The sequence below is a fragment of the Nostoc sp. DedQUE07 genome (genome assembly GCF_034530975.2).
GTDB lineage: Bacteria > Cyanobacteriota > Cyanobacteriia > Cyanobacteriales > Nostocaceae > Nostoc.
Window position 1 is genome coordinate 1 of sequence record NZ_JAVRCC020000064.1, and the last position, 26,521, is coordinate 26,521.

At 41.4% G+C, this 26,521-nt stretch carries 19 protein-coding genes; 10 read left to right on the forward strand and 9 right to left on the reverse strand.

Annotated elements, in window-relative coordinates:
- Positions 1 to 408: 408 nt before the first annotated feature.
- Positions 409 to 975 carry an NADPH-dependent FMN reductase gene (gene ssuE / locus RMZ95_RS29915; protein ID WP_322685152.1) on the reverse strand — a complete coding sequence of 189 codons (567 nt, stop codon included), beginning with the start codon at positions 973 to 975 and terminating at the stop codon, positions 409 to 411.
- A gap of 71 nt (positions 976 to 1,046) precedes the next feature.
- Positions 1,047 to 2,207: an FMNH2-dependent alkanesulfonate monooxygenase gene (gene ssuD / locus RMZ95_RS29920; protein WP_322685153.1), complete on the reverse strand. Its 1,161-nt coding sequence runs from the start codon at positions 2,205 to 2,207 to the stop codon at positions 1,047 to 1,049.
- Positions 2,208 to 2,636: 429 nt separating this feature from the next.
- Between ssuD and RMZ95_RS29925 the strand changes: the two genes are divergently transcribed.
- Positions 2,637 to 3,167, forward strand: coding sequence for an MgtC/SapB family protein (locus RMZ95_RS29925; protein ID WP_322685175.1), 531 nt, complete (start codon positions 2,637 to 2,639; stop codon positions 3,165 to 3,167).
- Between the two features lie 233 nt (positions 3,168 to 3,400).
- A complete protein-coding gene (gene msrB / locus RMZ95_RS29930) occupies positions 3,401 to 3,895 on the forward strand; it encodes a peptide-methionine (R)-S-oxide reductase MsrB (RefSeq protein WP_322674894.1) in 495 nt (164 codons plus the stop codon).
- 565 nt (positions 3,896 to 4,460) lie between these two features.
- Here msrB and RMZ95_RS29935 read toward each other — a convergent pair.
- Positions 4,461 to 5,060, reverse strand: coding sequence for an MBL fold metallo-hydrolase (locus RMZ95_RS29935; RefSeq protein WP_322685154.1), 600 nt, complete (start codon positions 5,058 to 5,060; stop codon positions 4,461 to 4,463).
- A 296-nt stretch (positions 5,061 to 5,356) separates the two neighbouring features.
- On the opposite strand from RMZ95_RS29935, the gene RMZ95_RS29940 reads away from it, so the two are divergent.
- Both RMZ95_RS29940 and RMZ95_RS29945 read left to right on the forward strand, forming a co-directional pair.
- Positions 5,357 to 6,535, forward strand: coding sequence for a pyridoxal phosphate-dependent aminotransferase (locus RMZ95_RS29940; RefSeq protein ID WP_322685155.1), 1,179 nt, complete (start codon positions 5,357 to 5,359; stop codon positions 6,533 to 6,535).
- A 492-nt stretch (positions 6,536 to 7,027) separates the two neighbouring features.
- Positions 7,028 to 7,399 (forward strand): four-helix bundle copper-binding protein, encoded by a 372-nt coding sequence (locus tag RMZ95_RS29945; RefSeq protein ID WP_322685176.1) that lies wholly within the window; start codon positions 7,028 to 7,030, stop codon positions 7,397 to 7,399.
- Between the two features lie 353 nt (positions 7,400 to 7,752).
- Here RMZ95_RS29945 and modB read toward each other — a convergent pair whose 3' ends face one another.
- On the reverse strand, positions 7,753 to 9,576 hold the full coding sequence (modB, locus tag RMZ95_RS29950; RefSeq protein ID WP_322685156.1) for a molybdate ABC transporter permease subunit: 1,824 nt from the start codon (positions 9,574 to 9,576) through the stop codon (positions 7,753 to 7,755).
- Between the two features lie 294 nt (positions 9,577 to 9,870).
- Between modB and RMZ95_RS29955 the strand changes: the two genes are divergently transcribed.
- Both RMZ95_RS29955 and RMZ95_RS29960 read left to right on the forward strand, forming a co-directional pair.
- Positions 9,871 to 11,919 carry a potassium channel family protein gene (locus RMZ95_RS29955; RefSeq protein WP_322685157.1) on the forward strand — a complete coding sequence of 683 codons (2,049 nt, stop codon included), beginning with the start codon at positions 9,871 to 9,873 and terminating at the stop codon, positions 11,917 to 11,919.
- Positions 11,920 to 12,177: 258 nt separating this feature from the next.
- Complete coding sequence (locus tag RMZ95_RS29960) at positions 12,178 to 12,873, forward strand: hypothetical protein (protein WP_409884126.1); 696 nt, start codon at positions 12,178 to 12,180, stop codon at positions 12,871 to 12,873.
- Between the two features lie 394 nt (positions 12,874 to 13,267).
- Here RMZ95_RS29960 and RMZ95_RS29965 read toward each other — a convergent pair whose 3' ends face one another.
- A complete protein-coding gene (locus RMZ95_RS29965; RefSeq protein WP_322685159.1) occupies positions 13,268 to 14,170 on the reverse strand; it encodes a class I SAM-dependent methyltransferase in 903 nt (300 codons plus the stop codon).
- A 251-nt stretch (positions 14,171 to 14,421) separates the two neighbouring features.
- Between RMZ95_RS29965 and RMZ95_RS29970 the strand changes: the two genes are divergently transcribed.
- Positions 14,422 to 15,930, forward strand: a complete 1,509-nt coding sequence (locus RMZ95_RS29970; protein WP_322685177.1) for an FAD-dependent oxidoreductase — start codon at positions 14,422 to 14,424, stop codon at positions 15,928 to 15,930.
- 107 nt (positions 15,931 to 16,037) lie between these two features.
- Complete coding sequence (locus RMZ95_RS29975; RefSeq protein WP_322685160.1) at positions 16,038 to 16,403, forward strand: DUF6464 family protein; 366 nt, start codon at positions 16,038 to 16,040, stop codon at positions 16,401 to 16,403.
- Positions 16,404 to 16,490: 87 nt separating this feature from the next.
- Here RMZ95_RS29975 and fmt read toward each other — a convergent pair whose 3' ends face one another.
- Positions 16,491 to 17,522 carry a methionyl-tRNA formyltransferase gene (fmt, locus tag RMZ95_RS29980; RefSeq protein WP_322685161.1) on the reverse strand — a complete coding sequence of 344 codons (1,032 nt, stop codon included), beginning with the start codon at positions 17,520 to 17,522 and terminating at the stop codon, positions 16,491 to 16,493.
- Positions 17,523 to 18,607: 1,085 nt separating this feature from the next.
- Between fmt and RMZ95_RS29985 the strand changes: the two genes are divergently transcribed.
- Complete coding sequence (locus tag RMZ95_RS29985; protein WP_322685162.1) at positions 18,608 to 19,942, forward strand: hypothetical protein; 1,335 nt, start codon at positions 18,608 to 18,610, stop codon at positions 19,940 to 19,942.
- Positions 19,943 to 20,594: 652 nt separating this feature from the next.
- Complete coding sequence (locus RMZ95_RS29990) at positions 20,595 to 23,858, forward strand: DUF4347 domain-containing protein (protein WP_409884131.1); 3,264 nt, start codon at positions 20,595 to 20,597, stop codon at positions 23,856 to 23,858.
- 145 nt (positions 23,859 to 24,003) lie between these two features.
- Here the strand turns inward: RMZ95_RS29990 and minE are convergent, their stop codons facing one another.
- From minE to minC, 3 genes are all read right to left on the reverse strand, one after another.
- Positions 24,004 to 24,300: a cell division topological specificity factor MinE gene (gene minE / locus RMZ95_RS29995; RefSeq protein ID WP_322674880.1), complete on the reverse strand. Its 297-nt coding sequence runs from the start codon at positions 24,298 to 24,300 to the stop codon at positions 24,004 to 24,006.
- A 36-nt stretch (positions 24,301 to 24,336) separates the two neighbouring features.
- Positions 24,337 to 25,143, reverse strand: coding sequence for a septum site-determining protein MinD (gene minD / locus RMZ95_RS30000; protein WP_109012001.1), 807 nt, complete (start codon positions 25,141 to 25,143; stop codon positions 24,337 to 24,339).
- 181 nt (positions 25,144 to 25,324) lie between these two features.
- Positions 25,325 to 26,356, reverse strand: coding sequence for a septum site-determining protein MinC (gene minC / locus RMZ95_RS30005; protein ID WP_322685164.1), 1,032 nt, complete (start codon positions 26,354 to 26,356; stop codon positions 25,325 to 25,327).
- Positions 26,357 to 26,521 lie beyond the last annotated feature (165 nt).

Genomic DNA, 26,521 nt, shown 5'->3' on the forward strand with positions numbered 1-26,521 from the left:
ATTGCTGTTTACGCTGCTTGATTGAATTAAAAATGGATAAAGTCGAGCTAAGGTATTAGCCTTATCCAACCTATAATTTTGTGAATTTGTTGATAAAGTTTGAAATTTAAGTAGAGAAAGTAGTAGATGAGTAAATTTCACTCATCTACTATAGGTAGAGTTAGGAGACAATTTGCATATATACAAGATATTTTATAGAAAAAATAATAAATATAGCGGTGTTAGTTTAATAGACTATAAAAGTTGGCAGAGAAATATGAGCGTCATCTATAAATAATTTTAATATTGCAATAAAAGTGCCATTTCTGAAAGTAAAGTTATCTGGCTCTGATTAACTTTAAAAAAAAGTAACAGATGGGTAAATTTTACCCCTCTGCTACAAGCAAACGGAGGTATAAACTTAATTATTTAATTGGCATGAACCAATTCTTGAGGTGCTGCGGCATCATATTCTACAGCTTTCACAAATTCTTTGAGAACGTCTTTGAGTCTTTGGTCAATTTCCTCATCTAACACAACGCTGTGATCGGCTTGTCGTTGAATTTGTTTGTCTACCGCATAAATAGTGGCTAGGATATGCCGCGCTCCTAATTCAGATAACACAGGTTTGAGGGCATATTCAATTGCCAATAAATGAGCGATGGTTCCACCCAAAGCAATTGGTAACACGGGTTTACCTGTTAATGATTTTTGTGGCAGCAAATCTAGAAATGTTTTTAGCACTCCTGTGTAAGCAGCTTTGTAAATTGGGGTGGCAATAATCACACCATCTGCCTTTGCTAATAATTCTTTTGGCTGTTCTAAAGCAGGGCTGTCGTATCGTCCAAAAACTAAATCTTCAGCAGGTAAATCCCGAACTGAAATAATATCTACATGCAAGCCTTCTTGTTGTAAAAGCTGGGCAGTATATTCGACAACACCATAGGTTCTAGATGGATGGGTTGGACTACCTGCGATCGCTAAAATATTTGTCATTCAATTAAACTCCTATGCATTAATCGGAATGGGGAATGGGAAATAACCAATGCCCAATACCCTAAACTTTACTAGGATATGGATGTAGCTTTCTCCTGATGTTGCTGCTTAGGGAAATCTTCATTTGCTACAATCTCGCCAAATGGACTTAAGACGTGTTGCTTCTCCACTGTGGGTAAATTCTCTAATGGCAAATGGGGAAATAGAAGTTCTGCAACTCGATAAGCTTCCTCTAGGTGAGGATAGCCAGAGAGGATAAAGGACTCAATACCTAACTCAGCATATTCTAATATCCTGGCAGCTACGGTTTGAGGATCTCCTACTAAGGCTGTTCCCGCGCCACCCCGCACTAAACCGACTCCCGCCCACAGGTTCGGGCTAATCTCTAATGCCTCACGATTACCGTGGTGTAATTGAGTCATTCGCTGTTGTCCAACTGAATCCATTCGAGCATAAGCTTTTTGGGCTTTTGCGATCGCTTCGTCATCTACATATTTAATCAAATCATTCGCTGCATCCCAAGCTGCACTCTCGGTTTCGCGGACAATCACGTGTAAACGAATCCCGAACCGCAAAGTCCGGCCTTCTGATAAAGCAAGTCTGCGAACTGCTGCAATCTTCTCGGCTACTTGCGCCGGTGGTTCGCCCCAAGTTAGATAGACATCTACGTGCTTGGCAGCAATTTTTTGAGCCACAGGAGAGGAACCGCCAAACCACAAGGGCGGATATGGCTTTTGAACAGGTGGAAACAGCAATTTTCCATCTTGGATATTAAGATAGTCGCCTTGGAGATTGACTTGTTCGCCACTAGCGATCGCTCGCCATACTGTCAAAAATTCATCTGTTAATTCATAGCGGCGATCGTGATCCAAATGCAAGCCATCTCCCGCCAATTCTACGGGATCGCCACCGGTCACGACATTAATTAGCAAGCGTCCCCCAGAGAGGCGATCGAAAGTCGCCGCCATCCGCGCCGCTACTCCAGGTGATACCAAGCCGGGACGAATCGCTACTAAAAAACGCATCTGTCGCGTCAGTGATACCAAGGTTGACGCTACAATCCAAGCATCTTCGCAAGAGCGGCCTGTAGGCAGCAATGCCCCTGTATAACCAAGGTCATCCACCGCTTGAGCAATCTGCCGCAGATAGGGAAAGCTTACTGCCCTTCCACCTGTAGCAGTTGCAAGGTAACGTCCGTCGCCGTGGGTTGGGATGAACCATAGTAGCTGCATGAATCCTGTCCTTTTAAACTACGGCAATTCGATAGAAATACCGTGCTTTATTTATAGTTTTAACAATATCACATATCCTACTTAATCAAGCAAGAAGTTTTTCGTAAAACTCCGGTATCTCTATCAGAACAATGTATATTAGGCGGTGTTCAATAAGCTAGCGATCGCAAAAATTGGAAATTGGGGATTGGGTATAGATAACAATCAATATTTCTTCTTCCCCTGCCTCTGTCTCTAGGAAGAATACATCAATGGTAGCTTTGGGTATATTAGTTTACTTATTCCTAACCTTTTGTTAAATTAACCTTAATGTACTGAAAGCCTATTGATTTGCAGTGCTTAAGTTTTCAGCTACAAAAGTGGGTAGCCATCCAGCCCACACTGCCAATAGGTGCAAAATTCCGTTCTGTCTCTAGGAGAAATAAGGCAATGGGGCCGATGTTTATTGCTGCCAACGATTGGCCACATATAGCGTTTAGATTGTCTTTGGCGCTCCTGGTTGGTTGCTTGATTGGATTCAACCGTCAGCAAGGAGGTAGACCAGCAGGGATGAGAACATTTATGCTCGTGAGTATGGGGGCAGCATTATTTGTGATGATTCCTTTGCAGGTTGAGGGCGAGAGTCCCTATGCTGCTACCAATGCACTGAGTCGCACAATTCAAGGTGTAGCTACCGGAGTTGGATTTCTCGGAGCTGGATTGATTTTACAAGAGTCTCCGAGAAAATCTGCAACGCCAAAAGTAAAAGGTTTAACTACAGCCGCCTGTGTCTGGACGGCGGCTGGGTTGGGGGCTGCAATTGGTTGTGGTCTATGGCAAATGGGATTATTGGGAGGCTTACTGACTCTGATTACCCTAAGTGGCGTGAAGCGGCTCAATCGCACATTTGTATTTCTGACGAGTCAGGGTAAACAAGGGACTATTGAGGATATCACAACCATCTCTGATGAAGATGATTGATTCTCTATTGTTATGCTCTAGTTGAAAACTCTACTTGTATTGCCCAAAATTAAATCAAGTTGCTCGGATTGCCGCCTAGTATTTTATTGAAAAATCATTTGTTGTTTCAAAGCTTATTTTAATCAGTTTCTCAGGGCTAATTCAGAGCGATCGCTGATTATAGTTATTCATGTAGGGAATCCCGTACTGGAATTGATTGGCCAGTGAACCGGAAAATAGAAAATAATAGATATATGGACAAACGCTATTTTTTACAGGCTAGTGCAGTCATAGTCGGCACAGCACTGTTATCAAGGTATATCAATTGGGGGTCACAAGCAATGACAACTTCTCAAAGTGGATTTGAAGTTACCAAACCAGAGTCAGAATGGCGCACCATTTTAACGCCAGAACAGTTTAATGTATTGCGTAAACATGGAACTGAACGCCCTTACACCAGTCCATTGGATAAGAAATACGACAATGGTACTTATTATTGTGCCGCCTGCGAACAACCACTGTTTACATCTGATACCAAATTTAATAGTGGTACTGGCTGGCCTAGCTTCTTTAATCCAATTGAAGGTGCGATCGCCACAACTGTAGACAAGTCGTTGTTTATGACCAGAACTGAAGTGCATTGTAGTCGCTGTGGTGGTCATCTGGGTCATGTTTTTGATGATGGGCCTGCACCCACTGGCAAGCGCTACTGCATGAACGGTGTTTCGCTGAAATTTGAGCCTGCTTGATAAATTGCGTCACCGATAGCGTAGCATTAGCGAGTCAAGACCTTCCTGTGTCGCTAACGCTGCACTATCGAGCGTCACAGCCCGTCCTAACATCGCACACAACTTAAATACATCAGATTTTGATACTGACCAAGAGTGAATAAATTTTTGACAATTACTTTTCCTATTCAGTCCTACTGGACGAAATATTGTCAATGTAAGGAAATGCAACTCTTGGTCTTCGCTAAAACTATTTACCTAAATCGTTCTATTTGCCTGGGTCTTTTTTCTCCTTTTTGTCTTTAGGATCTTTTTTAGGTTTTTTAGCTTCTTTATTACTTTTTCTTTCCTTCGACATCAGCGTTCTCCAACTAAGTGAATCAGTAAAAGCTTTCGCATTCTGCCGTCAGGAAATCAGGATATTACTTACCTGATATTCTTGTATGGCAAAAAAGAAAGTATCAAACGTAAATGCTACTAACTACCATGATACGGTGTTGTTTGATTTTCTTCTGACAGCCTTTTTGATCTATTTGAACTACATTCGCCTGTAGGGTAGCACAGCTAGCTGTGCTACCCTAATTATTTACAGCGTCGCTACCAGATCCTTTAAGCGATCGCGTCCATCCCGAAAAACTGGCCAACCATCCCCCACCAGCACTGCTTCTACCCGACTCAGTTGAGCCAACCTGCGAATAGAAGCAACAGCCTCCTCTCGATTCAGCAGCTTGTCATCTGGTAAAATCGTCAAGCTACCTGCTTTACGTGCCCGTACTAAATCCCCTGTAATTAAAGTTGTCTCTTCCAGTAACAAAGCCAACTCACCAGGAGTTTTAGAACCATTGAGTTCAATCACTTCCAGTCCTGGGACAAATTCTTCACCATCAGATAGCCAGCGATCGCAAGGTATAGGAAAAGTGTCTTTTTCTGCAATAGGGCCAGCAATCTTAGCATAGGTTTGATCGGCAATTTCTTTACTTGCCCTGATATGCTCAGAATTCGTCAGCACAATCCAAACCACACCGCCGAGGGATTTTAGATGATTCCAATCATGGTTTGATAGGGCTACTGGGTCAATCAAGATGTTGCCATCTGGGCGAATCCAGGCAATCCCATTGAAATCAATATTTCTTGCCGGATTGAAATTAGACCAGCTATACAGATCGGGACGGTGCAAAGATTTCATGATGATTCTGGATCAGTACTTCAATAATTGACTATTAATCTCAATAATTAAGTATATAGATAATACGGGCATTAGGCATTGAAAAGAGGCTGAGGGGTAGAGTGCTGTTCTTGCTGAGGGGAAAACTCTTCTCGCCTGCTCCCCTGGTCACTGAGCGTAGCCAAGTGCTGCTCCCTTGCTTCTTCCTCTAGATCAGAAATTTGAGTATACTACGATAAATCTATCAATATTATGGTTTTATCTGTTTTATAGAAATTCCTGGATAACGGCAATCAAGGATTAAGGGAGGTATAGGGGTGAGTAAGATTGGGCGGCAAAAAATATCAGCGAAGGCAGAACAGTTTACAGAGTCGGTGATTCGAGAAATGACCAGGGTAGCACTGCAACACGATGCGGTGAATTTGGCGCAGGGTTTCCCTGATTTTCCCTGTCCACCGGAGTTGAAACAGGCAGCATATCAGGCAATAGAGGCAGATGTTAATCAGTATGCCATTACTTGGGGCGATCGCCCATTTCGCCATGCGATCGCTAACAAAGTTCGTTGGTATCTAGGCTTAGATATCAATCCCGAAACCCAAATCACCGTTACCTGTGGTTCCACAGAAGCAATGGCATCTGTCATGCTAGCGACAGTCGATCCCGGTGACGAAGTAATTGTATTTGAGCCATATTATGAAAACTACGGCCCCGATGCGATTTTAGCTGGTGCTATACCCCGCTACGTCACACTGCATCCTCCTTATTGGACATTTGATGAATCACAGTTGCGTCAAGCTTTCAATGCCAATACCAAAGCGATTATTATCAACACACCCCATAATCCCACAGGTAAAGTCTTCAGCCGTGAAGAACTCACCTTAATTGCTGAACTTTGTCAAAAATGGGATGTGTTAGCGTTCACTGATGAAATCTATGAACATATTCTCTATGACGGCACTCAACATATTGCCCTAGCGACTCTCCCCGGTATGGAAGAACGCACCGTTACAATTAATGGTTTATCCAAAACTTATAGCGTCACTGGATGGCGAGTCGGCTACATTCTGGCAAACCCCGAATTGACAGGGGCGATTCGCAAAGTCCATGATTTTCTCACCGTTGGCGCACCTGCACCTTTGCAACGAGCCGGAGTTGCTGCCATGCAACTGCCACCATCCTATTATGAAGAACTAGGCAAACTTTATCACCAGAAGCGAGACAGCATTTTACAAATTCTAGATCGAGTTGGCATTCCCTATTTTGTTCCTCAAGGAGCCTATTACGTTCTTGCAGATATTTCCAAATTTGGCTATAAAACAGATGTTGAATTCACTTACCATCTGATTAAAAATATTGGTGTTGCTGTAGTTCCCGGTTCCAGCTTTTTCAGCCAACCAGAAAAAGGACATTCATTGATAAGATTTTGTTTCAGCAAAAGACCTGAGACGTTACAAGCAGCGAGCGATCGCTTACTGAAATTGCAATCAAATCTATAACCTCCATCATATCTTATGTAAGTTGTGAAAATTACTTTTTTCGAGGAAATTTTCTTTTAAGTGCAGTTGAAATTACATTATGAATTACGAATTTTTTAAGACATATATTTTGAAATTAATATAAGTTAATAAAACTCTATTTAATATAAATTTACAAATGCTTTATTAAGGCATTCATTTATTAAAAATAATAACATTATTTTTAAATTAAATTTAACCCTAACTTTTGATCCCGATGTATATATGACTTGCCAAATTAAACCCCACTTAGAAACGAGGCTTTTTAAGCCTTAATGTATAGCATTCCCCAGGAAAACAACACCAAAATAGTGTAGAATTTATTCAATTTTCCGGTAATTATATCGGGATAGTAGGCTTAAAAATTCTGGATTAAAAACCCCATTGACTCTTTAAAAGGATAAGACTAATGTGAAGAGTAGTCCTTTCAAGGACACTATTTATGCATCAAAAAATCAGGAGGTATTTCCGATGATGATGATGATGATGACTGAAACCATGACTCCAGATATGCAGACTTGCATGGATGTTTGTATGGACTGTCATAAAATGTGCATGGAAACCATGACTCATTGCATGAGCAAAGGTGGTCAGCACATGGATAAGAACATGATGAGCATGATGAGTATGATGCGCGATTGTTCTGAAATGTGCATGATGTGCATGAATATGATGATGAGCGGTTCTGAGTTCATGGAACGCACTTGTATGCTTTGTGCGGAAATGTGCGATCGCACTGCAATGGCGTGTGAGATGATGAGCGATGACGCGAAAATGATGGAATGTGCTGCCGCTTGCCGTAAGTGTGCAGAGTCTTGCAGAAGTATGCACATGATGCCCGCATAATTCTATAACAATCTAGCAGAAGTTTCTCTGCAACCTAATATTCAAGCGCTCAGACTCTTTGGGTCTGGGCGCTTGAAGTAAGGACTTCTAAAATTATCAGTTGATGTAGGTCTAAACCAAGACTTTAAAAATAATTAATGTTACTTAAAATAGTTTCAGTGTTATATCATGTCTGGTGAAAGACTTATCATTAAGAACGCAGTTCTTGCTGGGGGATCTTAGCTGGGGGAAAGAGGGTTTTCCGGTTTCTGCATAGATGACGGAAATTATAACTAATTAACTGAACATGATATTAGAGGGATGTCTGCGATAAGACAATTGTAAAATTGGGATTGCGATATACATCTCTGCGTTCACTCCATCAAAATCAACCGCAGAGGATCTAAACGCACATACCAAGGAAAAGGTTGGTCTTTCATAGTCGCCCATTTTTCTTTGAAGACTTCAGCTTGCAGATGATAATCTTGAGAATTCTTGCCAGCCGAATGTAGTTTGAGAAATAATGTCATTCGATGGGGCGTTTCACTGGTTCGTGCTACCCAACAGGGAAAGGTATTTTCCTGTGATGAGTCCTTGGTAAAAATGAACTGATGGGCACGAATGCCGACGTGGGATAATTCGCTCGTGACTGGTTCAATTACTTGCAGAGTACAATCCCAATCAGTCGCTTCTACCTGTTGTGATGACTGGAGAACAGCACGGGAGAAGTTTTTGCATCCAGTGAGTTGGGCGACACTCACAGTAGCAGGATGCTGGAAAATATCGTATTTGCTGCCATAATGAACGGCTCTACCATGCTCCAATACCAATAGATTCGGACAAATCCGATAAGCTTCTTCCATATTATGGGTGACAAATAGAGTCACACCTTGATAGCCAGCCAGAGTTTCTGTCATTTGCTGCTCTAACTGACTACGCAGATGGGTATCAAGTGCGGAAAACGGCTCATCTAAGAGCAGCGCTTCCGGTTGACTTGCCAATGCTCTTGCCAAAGCTACCCGTTGTTGTTGTCCCCCAGAAAGTTGGTGCGGATAGCGATCGCCTAATCCTTGCAACTGCATCGCTATTAGTTGCTCCTCAACCTGTACCCGAATACTCCCAGCCGATAGTTTTTTGGGCAAACCGAAAGCGATATTTTGCGCCACACTCATGTGCGGAAACAGAGCGTAATTCTGCACTAAAAAACCGATGCGGCGATCGCGGCTGGGTAGATTAATTCCTTGTTCGGAGTCAAACAGAACTCTGTCATTTAAAACTATGCGCCCGGTTGTCGGCGTTTCTATCCCCGCAAGGCAGCGCAAAATCATGCTCTTACCTGCTCCAGAACCTCCTAACAATCCCAAGGGTTGCTCATCAGTACTGAAAGCAACTTTTAAATCAAAGCTAGGAAGTATTTTTTCAATGTTGACTAACAATCCACCAGATTCAAAAGTAGATTGCGGGTTGTAGAGAATTTCTCCCCCTGCTCCCCCTGCTCCCCCTGCTTCCCCTGCTTCCCCTGCTTCCCCTGCTCTCTTTCTTTCCCTCAGTTCTTGCCAGAAGTTGACTGCAATAATTCCAGAGAGAGAAATCGCCATAATTGCGATCGCCCAAAACCAAGCCTCATTTATTGCTCCTGCTTCCACTGCAAAATAAATCGCCATTGGGATTGTCTGCGTTTGTCCAGGAATATTACCAGCCAACATCAATGTCGCGCCGAATTCTCCTAAAGCACGGGCAAAAGCGAGCATTGTGGCGGCGACAATGCCGGGTAGTGCTAAGGGTAAACTGATGCGCCAAAAGATTGTGATTTCATTTGCACCAAGGGTTCTAGCTACTCGCAGCAGATTACCATCTATTTGTTCAAAGGCTCCCAGTGCAGTTTTATACATTAAAGGGAAAGAAACTACTGTGGCTGCGATCGCCGCACCATACCAAGTAAAGACGATGCTGAAGTCAAAAGCCCCCATGAATTTCCCTACAGGGCCATTTTTGCCAAAAAATAGCAGCAACAAGAACCCGACAACTGTGGGCGGTAAAATCAGGGGCGCAATCAAGATACTCTCAATCAACGATTTACCTTTGCCACGATATCCCAGCATCCAGTAGGCAGCAGCGATACCCAAAAAGAAGGTGATAAATGTGGCAAGTAATGAAGTTTTGAGTGATATCCAAAGAGGCGATAAATCCAATGGCATAGTTGCAAAGGGAAGAATTAGCTCAACTAATCCTTAATTTACCAACTTTAGCTTTAATATGTTGGAAAAAGTTGGTAAATTACATCACAATCAATCAAGGAAATCCCAAAAACTATCTAAACTTTAAACAAGATTTGCGTTTAGTTGGGTATCAAATATCAGAATTCGATATGGTTTACGATCGTTTGATACTCATCTTGAAACCAACTGGTAAAATTGTTAGGAATTACCAAAGTGTAAAAACCCTAGTAAACACATCCTGTTAGCAGTATCTAATACTACCGTCAACAGAAAGTGCATCCCCCTCCTAGCAGCAATCAAAAAAAACCCCAAGACCTTTTCTTAGTATGCGGACTCAAAAGTTTAGGGCAACATTGCGTTGCAATCCTCAAGGAATACGATGTTAAAGTCAGTGCTATTGAGGATGTGCAACCCGAACATTGGGAAGTCCCAGAAATACCTAACTTACTAGAAAAGTTGATCGTAGGAGACTGCCGCCAGCCAAGTGTTTTAGAGCGGGCAGGTATATGTCAGTGTCGTTCTATACTTTTAGTAACCAGAAATGAGCGGATAAATATAGAAGCTGCCTTTGCAGCACGGCGTCTTAATCCGCACGTTCGCTTGATTGTACGTTCTGACAAACAAAATTTCAACAAACTCTTGTGGGAAAATCTCGGTAATTTTGTTGCCTTTGAACCTACTCATCTTTCAGCTCATGCCTTCGCTCTGACAGCCCTTGGTTCTGAAGCTATTGGATATTTCACCTTAGAAGGGCAACTGTTGCAAGTGATAAAGCACCAGGTACAACCGAAGGATAGCTGGTGTAATGGCAAGCCAGTACATAGACTCAATCTCACAACTCGCCGCATCTTGAGTCATACACCTGTTTCATCTAGCCCAATCAAAGAATTGTTTGGCTGGAACCCAGAGGCAGAAGTGCAGGTAGGAGACACGCTAGTTTACATTGATGTTGCATACGATTTAGCTTTCTCTGAACAACGCCGGCAATCTCATAACCAAAAGTGGCAGTTGCAACAGTTTATCCAAGGTATCACAGCGAAAAATCTCAAGGATAAAATAGTGCAATTTTGGCAATCTTACTACCAAAGCCAAAATCAAATCCGGCGAATTGCAACAATCTATGCGATTACTGTACTTATCCTGTGGTTTGTTGGGATAGTTCTTTACCGCTTATATTATCCTGATATCAGCATCCAAGAAGCTTTTTATGCGACAGCAATTTTGCTCTTGGGAGGATACGGAGATTTATTTGGCGGTGTTGAGTTTGCAGCGCAATCAAAACCTTCAGACGATATCCCTTGGTGGTTGCGGTTGTTTAGCCTGGGAATGACGTTGACAGGTCAAGCTTTCGTGGGAGTATTATATGCACTGCTGACTGATGCTCTCGTCACTTCAAGATTCCATTTTTTCAATTCCCGCCCTCCCATACCACGACGCAACCATCTGATAATTATTGGCTTAAATCGCTTGGGACAGAAAGTAGCTGCTCTTTTGCAAGAACTCAACCAGCCGTTAGTAGGAATTCATCCTACCACTCTCGACCAAGAAACTTTACCCGATATGCCCCTTATCGTTGGTAATGCTACCGAAGCACTCACTAAGGCGAATATCTCCCATGCTAAAAGCATCATTTTAGTTGGGGACGACAATATGGAAAATCTGGAAATTGGTTTGATGGCTCATGCAATGAATCCCGCCACTACCTTGATTATCCGCTCTCAAGACCGCCAATTTAGTGATAATATCGCCCCTCTGTTCCCTTATGCTCAAGTTATATGTGGCGCGGCTTTGTCGGCAGAAGTTTTTGCTTGTGCTGCTTTTGGAGAAAATGTTCTGAGCTTGTTTCACTTGAATGAGCAAATAGTCATGGTGACGGAATACAAAATTGAAGATGGCGATACCTTGAATGGATTGCTTTTATCTGAAATAGCATCTGGCTACAGCGTTGTACCGATTCTCTACCAGAAATATCAGCGAGACAATTACTCTTTAATGCCCTGGTATGATGTTAAGCTTGATGCTGGCGATCGCTTGATTGTTTTAGCCACAAGCAGTAGTTTACAGCGAATTGAATGGGGTGAAATGCTGCCTCGTCTTTGGCAGGTGCAGATTGAAAAAGCTCTAACTACAAATGCCATTATGTATGGCACTGAAGAGATAGTTTTGATTACGGGATGTAGTTCAACTGATGCTAGGAAATGGATGAATAATTTGCCTAGAGTATTGCCAATACCACTTTATAAATATCAAGCTCAACGTCTCGTGCGCGAGTTAACAAAAGTACAAGTTTTGGCGAATTTAATCTTTATTGGGCAACCTTGAATCTTCCGTAACTATAAGTCATATCAGGTTCAACAACGAGTCGAAGCTTGGAGATTTAACATCACTAATAAGCTTTTTAGCGCTTACTGAACCGTATTGGATTATGAACGCCTTCCTGAAACCTCAGAGACATTCATCTATATTGCCATGATTCGTATTACGATCAGACGACTTGCATAATTTTTGACTGGTTTCAACTTTTAAAACATCCTCTTAGTTCTTAATCCCTAGTCCCTAGTTCCTATGCTTCCAAATCTTATGCAGCAGTTTAATATTGGTAATATTGTTAGCCTTGCTAGCTATCTATATCGTTCAAATTTCAAAAAATTTTCTCGCCTGTCATTATTTGCCCATTTATGGCTAATAGTCCCGATTTATGGCTGGGCAAAATTTTATGCGTTCGCTGGTTTAATTTCCCGTTTAGCGTTTAGTGAAATTAGTGCTCAACCAGAAAGTTCAAAATTTGCAAAAATTCAGATTAAAAAAAGATTTTGGCAATTTCTCATAACTGCAATTCTAGTTATATTAATATGTTTACTACAATTTTTTATTTTTTACATTGGAATTTCAATAATTGCTGGAATAATATATGGAATATTAGCAACAATCTTTGGTACCATATCTCAACCAATCAATCAAGCAAATCCCTTTGACAATACTATATTTAGAATCATCATTATTCCTATAGCTATAGCTGTTTATTTCAGCCCTCTGTGGTTTTACTCGCGTTTCTTCATTACTGATTTACCTCTAGCAATAGAAGATGATACTAACTTCATTGGCGCAATTAAGAGAAGTAGACAACTAACCAAGGGTTTAACATGGCGGATTATTGCCATTATATTTATATCATTTGTAATTACTTTGCCTATACAAATTTTAGGATGGTTGATTTATAGTAAAGGATTCAACATTTTAATACAACTAATCTCCTTATTGTTATCTGGAGATTGAGCTAATGAAAATAAAGTGTTTATCAGTACATTACTACTGATAATTTTAAATTTAATTACTAGCATAATATTAATGCCCTTTTGGCAATCTATTAAATCTCTAGTTTACTATGACATTATTTGTCGTCGAGAAGGTTTTGATTTAAAAATCAATACAGTTCAGATAAGTCCAAAACCTTGATGTAAAGACGTGATTTATTGCAGAAAGACTACGCCAATAACCCTTAAACCAAGCGTATTGAATTATAACTAATTAATCAGACACGATATTATAATCATCTATGGATAATTATTGTAATTAAAAGGCATTTATTACAAAAGTAAAAGCACAACAATGTTGTGCTTTTGTAGATTATTTGTATTCAATTGATTGTGACAATCAGAGAGTTTATTAATTAATCCAGTTTCGTACTGTACGCACTAAAACCGTAAGCCAAAGTTTCTTTTAAATTATCGGATGGCTTGAGACTCCTATTGATAGCATTAGCAAATGGCACCGGAATCCCTTTGATGGTTTCCGGCAAAATCGCATATTCTGCTGTTGGTTCGACAATGTATTGTGGACACTTCGCTTTCATTCCAGCAGTAGCTAACATTTCTTCTATTTCAGCAGCTGAATATTGCTTGAGATAAACCGGATTTCTCACAAATGGGTTCAGCCTTCTGATAAAATTATGGATAATATGAGAAGGACAGGACTTATTGTGAAAGGAATGATTAAAAACAAAAATTCCGCCCGGTTTTAGCACACGACATATATCAGCCAATAAATTTCTTAATTGTGCATCTGGGATATGCATAAAAACGCAGTTAGAAATTACCAAATCTATAGAATTATCTTCTAAAGGCAATGTCTCAGCAGAAGTGCAAATCAAGTTAAATTCCGCTTCTGGAAAAAAATTGTATTCTTGTTTAACCTTGACTAACCTCCGCAATAGAGGTTCAGAAATATCAATGCCATAATATTTTTCACATTTCAGATTTTTCGCTTTAGAAAGATGTAAAGGTGCGCGGCCATAACCAGAACCAATTTCTAGAATAGAACCAACAGATTTATTCAACGGAAATTTGTTCCAAGTACCTCCAGGCGTACCAGTTAGCAGAGTGTAATCTTGTTTAATGGGCGATGTCGCTGCAACTTTTTCAATTTTTTGGGAGCCATAATATGTTTTACCGATTGCATCCCATGTTTTTTTATGTTGAGTATTAGTTAATTGTTCATAGTCGCTGGGAAAATAAATTCCATCTCGTAATTCAAAGTCATTTAGACTGGATTTTACATTTGCTAATTGAGACATTATGATTATCCTCATCAATAGTGAATTCTGTTTTCTGTTATACTCTTAACTCAGCATTAACCGCAAGTGATTTTTACTGAACGGCTTTCCCTAAGCCTTTTTTCAAGTTTATAACTATTTTAAATTCGATGGAATCTGCTAGCAAAGAGCCTATTGCATCCAAGTGAAAACCGCTATAATGACAACCCTTGCTCGATCGCAACACAAGTTCGTATACATTAGTTGAGGGACTGCAACAATTGGAGGCTGTGATGGTAGGAGGGTTACAACAAAAACGGGTGGTAGTTGTAGGTGCTGGTTGGGCTGGTTTAGGAGCAACTTACCATTTGGCAAAACAAGGTTATGATGTGACACTTCTGGAAGCAGGCCCCTATCCTGGTGGATTGGTGGCAGGTTGGCAAACGGCAGCCGGCAAATCTGTGGAAGCTGGCATTCATGGCTTCTGGTATCCTTACAAAAATATTTTTTCCCTAATCAATGAATTAGAAATTAATCCTTTTACTACTTGGACTCGTTCTTCGCAATATTCGCCAGCAGGTTTGGAAGTTGAATCACCAATTTTTCAAGACTTACCGCGACTACCCTCGCCACTGGGAACTTTTCTCTACACTCAGTTTAAACGGCTGCCACTAATTGACCGTCTTAGCGCCCTACCTTTACTTTATGCTGTCGTTGATTTTGATAATTCCGATGCAGCTTGGCGGCGCTATGATTTTGTAACTGCCCGTGAATTGTTCAAAGACTTTAACGTTGCTGCGCGACTTTACCGCGATGCTTTTGAACCGATGTTATTAGTGGGCTTATTTGCCCCTGGCGAACAGTGTTCAGCCGCCGCAACTTTAGGGATGCTTTACTTTTTTATTTTGGCTCATCAACCAGATTTTGATGTGGTTTGGTGTCGGGGAACTGTCGGAGAAAAGATATTTCGTCCTTGGGTGGAACGAATTGAAAAAGCTGGTGCGCGAGTATTGCCTAAGCGTCGGGTTACAGACTTAATTGTTAATAGTAATCAAGTTAAGGGTGTGGTTTGTGGTGATGAAGTAATTGAAGCAGATGCCGTAATTTTTGCGGTTGGAATCACCGGGATGAAGAAAATTGTCTCAACTAGCCCTAGTTTACAAAGTCGTGAAGAATTCCGTAATTTGAGCAATTTAGGAGCAATTGATGTTTTAGCCACGCGAATATGGTTTGACCGTAAAATTGATATTCCTCGTCCTTCTAATGCTTGTTTTGGATTCGACGCAAGTACAGGTTGGACGTTTTTTGATTTGAATGCTCTACATGATGAATATCGGGATGAGCCGGGAACAGTGATTGAAGCTGATTTCTATCACGCAAATCAATTTCTCAATTTGAGTGATGAGGAGATTTTAGCAATCGTTCAAGGTTATTTAGCAACTTGCGTACCAGCCTTTCGGGAGGCAAAGATTATTGATAGCAGTGTAATTCGGCTACCTCAAGCGGTAACTCACTTTGCACCTGGCAGCTATCGTTATATGTTGCCCGCCAAGACAAGCTTTGAGAATGTGTTTATGAGTGGGGATTGGATTGTGAACCGTCATGGTTCCTGGTCGCAGGAAAAGGCTTATGTTACTGGTTTGGAGGCAACGAATTTGGTAGTGTCTTATTTGGGAGAAGGTCAGCCAGCTGAGATTTTAGCTGTAGAAGAGGATGAAGTGCATATCCAAGTGGCGCGATCGCTCAACCAAACTTTGCGTAACTTGAGCAAATCTATCCTACCTAACTTTTGGTTGCCATAATCTTTAGGGACGCGAAGAGTGAATCAATAATTGTAATCTAAATTCGGTAAGCTAAAGAAAGCGATCGCGATACTATCCTTATAATGTAAATCAAATCACATAAGCTTATGGAGCCAGACTCTTTACCAACTGAGGTGATTCTGACGCACCCGCGTGAGTCCCTCGGTAGAGTGCAACTTGATTGGACACCCCAACCTGGAAACTATCTTGATTTTGAAGGTAAAACCTACGCGGTTTTAGAGCGCCGTCATAGATACAAACTTCAAGCTGGGCGCTACCGCTTGCATAATATTGCCATTTATGTACAGTCTGCTAAACGACCATCTGAGAAAAGTTTGGTAGCGGGACGTTGGGTAGTCGGCGATGCCACCTGCTGCTACAATGCTCATTCAGAACTCATTCGCTGTGCAGTCAACCCCGATGGCCCTTGCGAATCTTGCCGCTTTTATGAAAAGTTAGAAGTTAGGAGTTAGGAGTGAGGAGTTTGGAGTTTGGAGTTAAGAGTTTGGAGTTAAGAGTTTGGAGTTAAAAGTTATTCTCCCTCATCTCTTCCATCCCCATCAGCTTCCCGTACCAAAAACTTCTCCTACAGTTAAGCGGGTACCATTAACAAAATCCCATCCAGACTGGGGACGTTTACCAGCTAGCTGAACTTCTCGCAACAGTAATAAACCTTCCCCAGTCTGGATAATCGCGCCAATTCCTTTGACAATGCTGACTACAACTCCCGGTCGATCTGATACGTTTGACAAATCAGGCAATTTATGCACTAATTCTTGTAATTCTGGTGGGAGATCGCGTAGACGCAAAGCGGCTTGTCGCGAGACATCGCTTACAGAACCAAGAGGAGCAGAAGCAGTGATTTTCAGCAGGTTGTTACGAAAGGTAGCGGTGCAGTTAGCGTAAAAGCCTCTGATTTGATTGTGTAATTGGAGCGCGCTTTTTGACCAATCTAAAGCATAATCTTGTTTTTGAATTAGAGGCGCATAAGTAGCTGCTAAATTATCTTGGGGAATTGGTTGAATTTCTTTACGTTCCAACTTTAACAGAGTTTCTATCAACAAATCCCCACCAATCTCTGCTAGTCTGTCGGCTAAATCTTGGGCATTATCCAGTAATCCAATCGGTGTAGTGGCTATTTGGAGCATTGCGCCGGTATCCATCCCCACATCCATCAACATGGTGGTGATCCCCGTTTCTTTCTCTCCGTTATACAAACACCACTGAATCGGTGCCGCACCGCGATATTTGGGTAAAATCGAGCCATGCACATTAATGCAAGCTAATTTTGGCATATTCAAGATTTTTGCCGATAAAATCTGTCCATAAGCGACAACAACAAACACATCTGCATCTAATTGTTTGAGTTTAGTTAAAGTTTCTTTGTCTTTTTTCACCCGTTCGGGTTGCCATACTGGTAAGTTGTGAGCAATAGCGATCGCTTTTACAGGTGTTGGCGTAAGTTTATTTCCGCGTTCTCGGCGTTTATCTGGTTGGGTGACAACCGCCAGCACCTCAAATTCTGAATGATTTAATAATTTTTCCAAGGTGGGTACAGCAAACTGAGGTGTACCAAAAAATACAATCTTCATTAATAATTAGTAGTTTTTAGTCGTGAGTCATTAGTTCATCGTAAGTGCGCCCTTCATAACTGACAACATTAGACTTCTTGGCATTTGTCGGGGTAAAAGGTAAAGAAACTCAAAATCCTTTCCCTTTACCCTTTTCCCTTTTCCCTAAGAGTGCAAAAATATATTTTTGCAAGAGGTCTATTTAAGTTGCATGTTGAAACAGAATTCACTAAGCCTGCATCTAGCAAGTTTCTGTATTCGGGACGCAGTTGCAAAATACAGTTGTTAGCTGTAAATAATATTGGCTGTTTGGTGGTACAATATCTTCGTATTCATGAAACCAAAGGCTGCTTGATTAATTTAATAGTTAAGTTGACAAGCGTAACAGCTAGTATCAGCCGCATTTGCCTCTAGTGAAACTAATCACTGAGTGGTTTTTCTTTGCGAGTCGCTAGAGCATCTACCGAGTGAATTTTGTTGTGTTCCCGATCCTCTGCTTGAAATTAACTTTAAATGTAGTTACATTTCCGAAAAACTATTGCGTCTTCTAACTACTTCTGTAGTTTAGATAGCAATTTATAACTTTGGGTTGCTGATAGCAATATATTCTGAGTATGATGTATTATGCGTCCGCTTTCCCAGGTTTTTAATTAACGCCTCACGTTTACTATCATGAGGGTTTGCGCTGTTATATTTAGTGTGTAACCTAGCTTATTTGCTGTGTACTAGCGATCGCTAGTACGATCCCCGATAGCTGAGTTATCTAACTCTTGTTCGCCAGCCTCATTCCTCAAACTATATCCTCAATATTTTTAACCAAGACTTATTTTTGGTGTGTTTGGGTATAGCAACATTATATATCGTGTAGTAATTACTGAGTTCTCAGCATATTTACTATACTCGCATATTTTTGCCAAAAAATATTCCGTATCTAAGCAAGAAAAGGTGTAGACAATGATACTTAATTTTTGTAAACCTCTGCAAACTTTGAAGATATTATTTCGTCATTAGTTTTAGTTTCTTGTTATACATATAACTACCACCTGCTCGTTGCTGTTGATGTATTGCTTCTCACATAGCAATTGCCCCCTCTAGAGAGTCTACAAATGCTTAAACCCCTTTTGCTGTCAGGATGGTTCCGCACCCAACCATTTCTCAATTACGTTGTCGTTGTGATACTGATTGCACCTTTATTAGGAGCATCGGCTCACACGATCCCAGTAAGATCCGAAGTACATAAACTAACTTCGATAACTGAAGAATCTGACTCTGGATCAAAGGAAATAGCTGTAGTTGGGGAACCTGAGATAGCTGAAACATTAAAAACAGATCAAATCGAATCGATAACAGAAGAATTTGACTCTGTACCAACACAAAGTACTGCTGTTCAGGAACCGCAAGTATTACCAGCAAATAAAATTGAGTCTTCAACTGAAGTAGATAATTATCTCTCAAGCAGCGATTTAGATGTAAGTGATGTAACTGTTCCCGATTCTTTGGCAGCAGTTGAACTCGCACCATCAACAGATGTTCCTGTTAGTCAACTTAATTTAATCCGCAAACTTAAAGCTGCTAATGTCAAGTCTTTGAGAGGACAAGAAAATTATCTCTCTAGAGAAAAGTCTTTTACTGAATCATTGACAGCAACTCAAGTAGCACCAGCTATTAGAGAATCTCAATCAACCACAATGACGGAAATACCTGTTGTGGAACCAGCGAATGAGTCCCAAGCAGAACAAATAGACCCAATAGGTAGTCCTCATCCGATTCCTTGGAAATGGATTACAGCAACTCAAGAAGCTGTTGCTGCTAATGGTGGTTCTGGAGTGCGTCACTATCGCAGCGTACCCGTGATTTCTCCAGATGGTAAATATGCTGTTTATAGTCGGGTGCAACTGGAGGTAAAACCCCAAATGTACAACAGCCGTGTCACCAGCGTGATGTTTGTCCAAGATATGCACACTAAGAAATTGTGGGTGATGGCTTCAACGACTCCAGTTAGCGATCCTTTATTAAAGGTAAAGGCAGTAAAAGCGGAATCGTCAGAAGAAACCGATCCGAGCGGTAAAATTGGGGTATTAGTTCCAGTTAGCTGGTCAGAAAAAGGCGATCGCTTCTTAGCACGCAAGTTTGATGGTATATTTAACACAGGTGATTCTACAGATAGTGCAGTGATTTGGGATCGGCAAAAAAATCACGCTAATACAGTTGCTCCTGTGAGTGACGAAGAACATGAAAAAATTGCCGTATTGTTAGGCTGGAGTAAAAGCCAACCTAATAACGTGCTGTTCCGTGCAGGTGAACTGGGCGAGGAAAACTGGCCACTAATGCAAGTTGCTAATGATGGTAAGACTATCACTACAACAGACAGCGATCGGCCAATTACTTTTGGTAAAAAGGTGACAGAAATTTGGGCAGGCCCACAAGTTGCCTACCGATAGATTATAAAAAATCCTACATACTCCCGTTGTCAGCAGTGACGACAACGGGATTTTTTTATATATTCCAAATAGGTTATAGAAAAGTGGATTTGGTATTATTCGATTTCACCGAATCAAAACCTGACTTTCAAAAGTAAAGTTAGCGGAATACTCTTTTTAAGAAGTAAAAAGTAAATAGATAAGTAGGTCGGCAGAATAAAACCAAACTATATTAACAAAAATGAACGAGGCAAAAATTCTCTTCTCTACTGCCTTTTGCCTTATCCCAACAACAAATATTTACGCCCACCTACTTAATCCTTATAAATAAATTTAGGGAAAATAATCACGGACAGATTATTTATTGTACAACCCATCTCCAAATAAATGTTTTTATTTTGTTCCATAAATTTAGGGACTTGTAACCATTTTTTATAGTTTTTTATGAGTGCTTTTTAACTTTTTACTTTTGCTTTATTCTTTCAATAAATAATATAATATTTTATATCCATTAAGAGAAAGAGTTATCAATTATACAGTGAATTGAAGGCAGAAATAAACTGCAATTATTGTTCATAACAACAAGATAGAAATACCTGGTGCGCCCCATTCAAAAATATCGAATTAAGCAAGCTTTTAGCTGGTCAGTAATTTATAGGAATAGAAACAAACTATGACAACAGTATCATTAGCTCCTCAACCTAACTTCAGCATTGGGTATAATTCTAATTTAGATCGAATTTACAAGTATCAACAGCTACAACTAAGATTGATTGAGTGTGAAGCATTGGTAATCTTTGACAGCCGTGTTGAGGATCTTGAGATTCTTTATGCTGCCTTGTCACCTAAAGCTTTGGGTTATACTCTCACACTCGAAGACGATGCACTGGTAGTGATTACAAACTTAATAGCACAAACAAAAGCAAAACGGTTAGCCATTGTCGCCCACGGAACCCCCGGAGTCTTGCAAATTGGGGCATTGCCAATCAATCGCCAAGAAATCAAAAAACAAGCCCAATTATTGCAGCAGTGGAACGTTGCCGAAATTGCCCTCTACAGTTGCCAAGTCGGCAAAGATGCCGAGTTTATTAGCGAATTGGCGCAGTTGACGAAAGCAGAAATATTTGCCGCTGCTGGTAAAGTTGGCGCACCAACTCAAGGCGGAAGCTGGCAACTGGATATTCAATCAGACCGAGGGAAAATGAAGCCGCCTTTGACAGCAAATGGGTTAGCAAAATATCCAGGTGTGTTAGCTTCCCCAATAGCTCTTAATCTCAACTCCACCAGTAACACGCAGTTATTACGAGAACCAAGCGGACAAAGAAGTGGGATCACAGATGGTCATACCTATAAACAGCTTTTTGCCTTTGCGGCATTGAAAGAAGATGGTTCTGTCGTTACTTGGGGTAATAGTACTTATGGAGGAGATAGCAGTTCAGTCACTGGCCAACTTGCCTCTGGTGTCACCAACATTTCTTCTACATATTATGCCTTTGCAGCATTGAAAGAAGATGGTTCTGTCGTCACTTGGGGCGATAGTGGCTTTGGAGGAAATAGCAGTGCAGTCAGCAGCCAACTTACCTCTGGTGTCACCAATATCTTTTCTACACATATTGCCTTTGCAGCATTGAAATCAGATGGTTCTGTCGTCACTTGGGGCTATAGTACCAATGGAGGAGATAGCAGTACAGTCAGTAGTCAACTTGCCTCTGGTGTCACCAATATCTTTTCGACAGATACTGCCTTTGCGGCGTTGAAATCAGATGGTTCTGTCGTCACTTGGGGTTTTCCTTCCAATGGAGGAGATAGCAGTACAGTCAGTAGTCAACTTGCCTCTGGTGTCATCAATATATTTTCGACAGATTCTGCCTTTGCAGCGTTGAAATCAGATGGTTCTGTCATCACTTGGGGCCTTATTGACTATGGAGAAGCTAACATTCCAGTCAGTAGCCAACAACTTGCTTCTGGTGTCACCAATATCTTTTCGGCAGATTCTGCCTTTGCGGCGTTGAAAAAAGATGGTTCTGTCGTCACTTGGGGCTATAGTACCAATGGAGGAGATAGCAGTACAGTCAGTAGTCAACTTGCCTCTGGTGTCACCAATATCTTTTCGACAGATTCTGCCTTTGCAGCGTTGAAATCAGATGGTTCTGTCGTCACCTGGGGCTATAGTCCCCAAGGAGGAGATAGCAGTACAGTCAGTAGTCAACTTGCCTCTGGTGTCACCAATATCTTTTCGACAGATTCTGCCTTTGCAGCGTTGAAATCAGATGGTTCTGTCGTTACTTGGGGCTATAACACTAAAGGAGGAGATAGCAGTACAGTCAGTAGTCAACTTGCCTCTGGTGTTACCAATATCTTTTCTACACGTACTGCCTTTGCGGCGTTGAAATCAGATGGTTCTGTCGTTACTTGGGGCGAGAATTACTATGGAGGAGATAGCAGTTCAGTCAGTAGTCAACTTACCTCTGGTGTCACCAGTATCTTTTCAACAGATTTTGGCTTTGCGGCGTTGAAATCAGATGGTTCTGTCGTCACTTGGGGCAATAGTGAGTATGGAGGAGATAGCAGTTTAGTCAGTAGTCAACTTGCTTCTGGTGTAATCAACATTTCCTCTCCCTTTGACACCATTGGACTAATCGTTGCAGAAAATAGCCCAACTAATACCGCCATTGGCACTTTCAGCGGCGTTGACCCAGACCCAGAGGACACCATTACCTACAGCTTAGTCTCTGGGACTGGCAGCACTGATAATGATTCCTTCACGATTAACGGCAATCAACTGCTAATTAATGCTTCCCCAGACTTTGAAGCTAAGTCTAGTTACAGCATCCGTGTCCGCATCACAGATCAAACTAATTTATCCTACGAAAAAGCTTTCACCATCAAGATTACTGATGTTAATGAAACACCTCCCACTCCCGTAGTTGATATCAAGTTAATTAATAGCATCAATGATATCTTTGAAATCGATGCCAGCGAGTTCACCAAAGTCAATATTAAAATCAAAATTAAAGGACACAGTTCTAAATTAGTCAACGAAATCGGTGTCTTCAGTGTTGATGACAGCCTTGGCACTATTGACGGCATTGCACCAGATGCCGCAGGTTATCAAGAAAAAGCCCTCTCTAGAGCCAAAATCATCTTCTCAGTTCTCGCCAACAACCCCACAGGCTTTAATCCAGAAGACCTCAGCCGCATCCTCGATTTGCAGGGTGGTACACAACTACGCTTTTATTTGAAGTCTCAAGGTAACATTATCTTCTCGGACACAACTACCCAAAAAATCACTTCCGAAAACGAAGGTGGCTTCACTTTAGGGTGGAAAGATGGTTCCCGTGGCGATTCCGTTTTTGATGACTTGCAAGTGAATATTCAACAAACTGATGAACAATTACCCATCGGTACATCTTTGCAAGGAAAATCAGAAGGCGAAGCCCTGGATTTGCGGAATTTCGCCACTGACAGCTTGATTAGTGGGACTTTCATTGTTAACCGCGAAGCATCTTACAACAACTTTGTTGGTTTTTATAAAGTCACTGATACTGATGGTGGCATTGATACTAATGGTGATGGCACAGCAGACATTCTCCCTGGACAAGCGGGTTATGTACAAGCTGCAATTAACGAAAGGGTGAGTGATATTGCCTTATCGGTAGGTAATCAAGGTACGGGAAACTACAATGGCAACTTTCAAGGCGGCAGTATTTATGTGCCATTTTTGATTGTCGATAGTGGAGTTAATGCTTTGTTAGACAGCAATTCTAGCAATGACCCAACAGTTTACTTCACTTTCTTGGGTGCCAATGCTGACAAGACTCAGCATGTCAAGATGTTAGGTGATAATATCTTTGGTTTTGAGGATCTCTCTGGTGGCGGCGACAAGGATTACAACGATGTCATTGTCAAGATTAATTTGACTCATAACATCGCTTAAGTAAAGATCGGTATTAATTTAAAACCACGCTTTTTAAAAAAATAAAGCGGGGTTTTGTTATCATACAATATCCCTCTTCTGCCACTCTCCGGCTGGGCAATCTCTCTACAACTATTAACCTAAATAAAAATACTTAAAATTATAACTACAGAGACTTGTCACCTCTTTCCCATTCAGGTATGGCACCTTTGACTCGGCGGATGGGCAAATTAGCAATTAAAGCTGTGGTTCGTTGGTTGCTTTCTAAGGAGAACTCCAAGCCCTCTGTCTCAACTTCAACATAGCGACAGACTACATCTAGGATTTCTTTCCGCATTTTTTCCAACGTTTGAGGGTCTATATCAGCGCGATCGTGAGCAATCACCAATTGCAGGCGACGTTTAACTTGAGTTCGACTGCTATCAGGGCCGCGAAAAAAAAGTTTTTCTAGAAGTTCAATCATTACGAATAGGTCTGGCGCGGAGACTGGAAAAGTAAGTTAGACAATCTTTGTCCTGAACAACCTTCGTATCCGGGCGAAGATGCTGTCTTGGGACGAGTCGATCTCCAGAAATTCGACACTTTCCCCTTCTAATCTACGAGCAATGTTTTCAAAGGCTGTGGCAGCTAAAGAGGGATTTTCTGCTAACACTAAGGGTTCGCCGCGATTGGTAGATACAATAACACGCTCGTCGTCAGGGATTACCCCGATCAGGGGAATGGCGAGAAGTTCCTGAACATCTTGCACTGACATCATATCATTTGCCTGCACCATTGCGGGTCTGATGCGGTTAATTATTAAATGAACACGCTTGATACCTTGTGCTTCTAGTAACCCTACTACCCGATCCGCATCGCGAACTGAGGAAATTTCTGGTGTGCTAACAATTAGCGCTTCTTTGGCCGGGCCGATCGCATTTTTAAACCCATTTTCAATCCCGGCAGGGCTATCAATAATCACATACTGATATTTTTGCGCTAGTGCATTCACCAATAACTTCATCTGTTCGGGTGTGACTGCATCTTTGGAGCGATTTTGGGCTGCCGGCAGGAGTACGAGATTGGGTTGGCGCTTATCTTTCACCAAGGCTTGTTCTAAACGGCATTCTCTGGCTAAGACTTCTACCGCAGTATAAACAATGCGGTTTTCCAGCCCTAACAGCAAATCCAAATTTCTCAGACCAAAATCCGCATCAACCAAAGCAACTTGACGCCCCATTTTGGCTAAAGCCATACCCAAATTTGCTGAAACTGTGGTTTTACCCACTCCTCCTTTACCGGAGGTAATCACAATAATGCGAGTCATGATAGAAATGCGGTCAATGAGGGTTCAGGAAATATAAAACAGTAAATTGCAGTATAAAGTATGAAGTATCGTATCAAGTATGAAGAAATATCTGTTCTCCCCGATCTGGGTGAGGCATGAATATTTGTTTTATTTCATCTTTACTTATATACTTCATTCTTTAAGTAAATATTTATGGTTCTTAATTGCTCTTGGTGAATTGGTTTCTGGAAAAATCAGTTGCCCTAGCGATACGAATTCCTTGGGGCGTAATATGTGCCACCTCTGGAAAAAACTGCATTGGCGGTTTTTCTGGTGCTCTAGCTACAGCATCTGCGATCCGCAGTTGGGTTGGTTCCATTTGCAAGGCCATAATCAGACACTCACTATTGCCTCCAGCCCCAGCATGAGCGATTCCACGCAGACGACCCCAGATAATAATATCTCCATCTGCAATTACAATACCACCTGGATTTAAATCTCCCAAGAGAATTACTGTCCCACGATGACGAATTTCTACTCCAGAGCGGACTGTCATTTCTAAATAGAGGGCATCTTCTTGGGGGATCGCTGTAGCTGTTGGCTCGGAACTCAGGGAAGTTACGGGCTGTAATTGTTCTACTGAATACCCAGAAGTCACGGCAGCGATCGCAGTTTGCCGCCGACTCGTCGAGACAGATATCAGCCGGAGTTGGACATCGTTCAAAGCCTCAGCGAGTTCTTGGAGTTGTCTGGTATCTACCAAACGGTCTTGTGCCATTAAATGCACAGGTGTATTAGAGACGCGGAAGCGATCGCCTGCACTCAGACGTTGCCTGATTTGTTGCCAAATATCTGACCAAGTGAGTTCTGAGGCAGATACTTGAGATTCTGAGGGCAAAATTAATAAAAGTCTTCCCTCCTTACTTCTTAACTGGACTTGAGTATTATCATTTGCACGATGCCCTGGTAATGCTAACTCATTGGGATTTAAATCAGTTAGGATAAAATCCGATCCGGCATCAGTATTTGACTCTACATCTGGGTCAGCAGGATTTGACTCTACATCCCCAAGAACAGTATCTGATTTTAAATAAAGGAGGACAGATTTTAACTCAGCATCCGGGAGGATAGAATCTGACTCTACATCAGAAACAGTAGAATTTACCTCTACCTCGGAAAGTATAGAGTTTGATTCTGCATTAGGAAGTGCAGAATTTGACTTTAGATTGGGAATCGTAGAATCAGAAGTCATGCAGTACTAGCCAAAAGACAACAGATTTTAAATTTTGGGTCGCACCTTTGGTGCGCTGATAGCGCAACTTGGATTTTGGATTTGTGTCACGGAAAAGGGGTGTTGGCGTAGCGGGATATTAGTCCGACATTAACCAAAAGACTCTTTAATCTAAAATCTCAAATC

Coding starts and splice junctions, on each gene's coding strand:
- RMZ95_RS29985 (WP_322685162.1), top strand. CDS start 18,608: ATGCTTAAACCCCTTTTGCTGTCAGGATGGTTCCGCACCCAACCATTT.
- RMZ95_RS29965 (WP_322685159.1), bottom strand. CDS start 14,170: ATGTCTCAATTAGCAAATGTAAAATCCAGTCTAAATGACTTTGAATTA.
- minC (WP_322685164.1), bottom strand. CDS start 26,356: ATGACTTCTGATTCTACGATTCCCAATCTAAAGTCAAATTCTGCACTT.
- RMZ95_RS29970 (WP_322685177.1), top strand. CDS start 14,422: ATGGTAGGAGGGTTACAACAAAAACGGGTGGTAGTTGTAGGTGCTGGT.
- RMZ95_RS29925 (WP_322685175.1), top strand. CDS start 2,637: ATGGGGCCGATGTTTATTGCTGCCAACGATTGGCCACATATAGCGTTT.
- msrB (WP_322674894.1), top strand. CDS start 3,401: ATGGACAAACGCTATTTTTTACAGGCTAGTGCAGTCATAGTCGGCACA.
- RMZ95_RS29945 (WP_322685176.1), top strand. CDS start 7,028: ATGATGATGATGATGACTGAAACCATGACTCCAGATATGCAGACTTGC.
- fmt (WP_322685161.1), bottom strand. CDS start 17,522: ATGAAGATTGTATTTTTTGGTACACCTCAGTTTGCTGTACCCACCTTG.
- RMZ95_RS29960 (WP_409884126.1), top strand. CDS start 12,178: ATGCAGCAGTTTAATATTGGTAATATTGTTAGCCTTGCTAGCTATCTA.
- RMZ95_RS29990 (WP_409884131.1), top strand. CDS start 20,595: ATGACAACAGTATCATTAGCTCCTCAACCTAACTTCAGCATTGGGTAT.
- RMZ95_RS29975 (WP_322685160.1), top strand. CDS start 16,038: ATGGAGCCAGACTCTTTACCAACTGAGGTGATTCTGACGCACCCGCGT.
- minD (WP_109012001.1), bottom strand. CDS start 25,143: ATGACTCGCATTATTGTGATTACCTCCGGTAAAGGAGGAGTGGGTAAA.
- ssuE (WP_322685152.1), bottom strand. CDS start 975: ATGACAAATATTTTAGCGATCGCAGGTAGTCCAACCCATCCATCTAGA.
- minE (WP_322674880.1), bottom strand. CDS start 24,300: ATGATTGAACTTCTAGAAAAACTTTTTTTTCGCGGCCCTGATAGCAGT.
- modB (WP_322685156.1), bottom strand. CDS start 9,576: ATGCCATTGGATTTATCGCCTCTTTGGATATCACTCAAAACTTCATTA.
- RMZ95_RS29935 (WP_322685154.1), bottom strand. CDS start 5,060: ATGAAATCTTTGCACCGTCCCGATCTGTATAGCTGGTCTAATTTCAAT.
- ssuD (WP_322685153.1), bottom strand. CDS start 2,207: ATGCAGCTACTATGGTTCATCCCAACCCACGGCGACGGACGTTACCTT.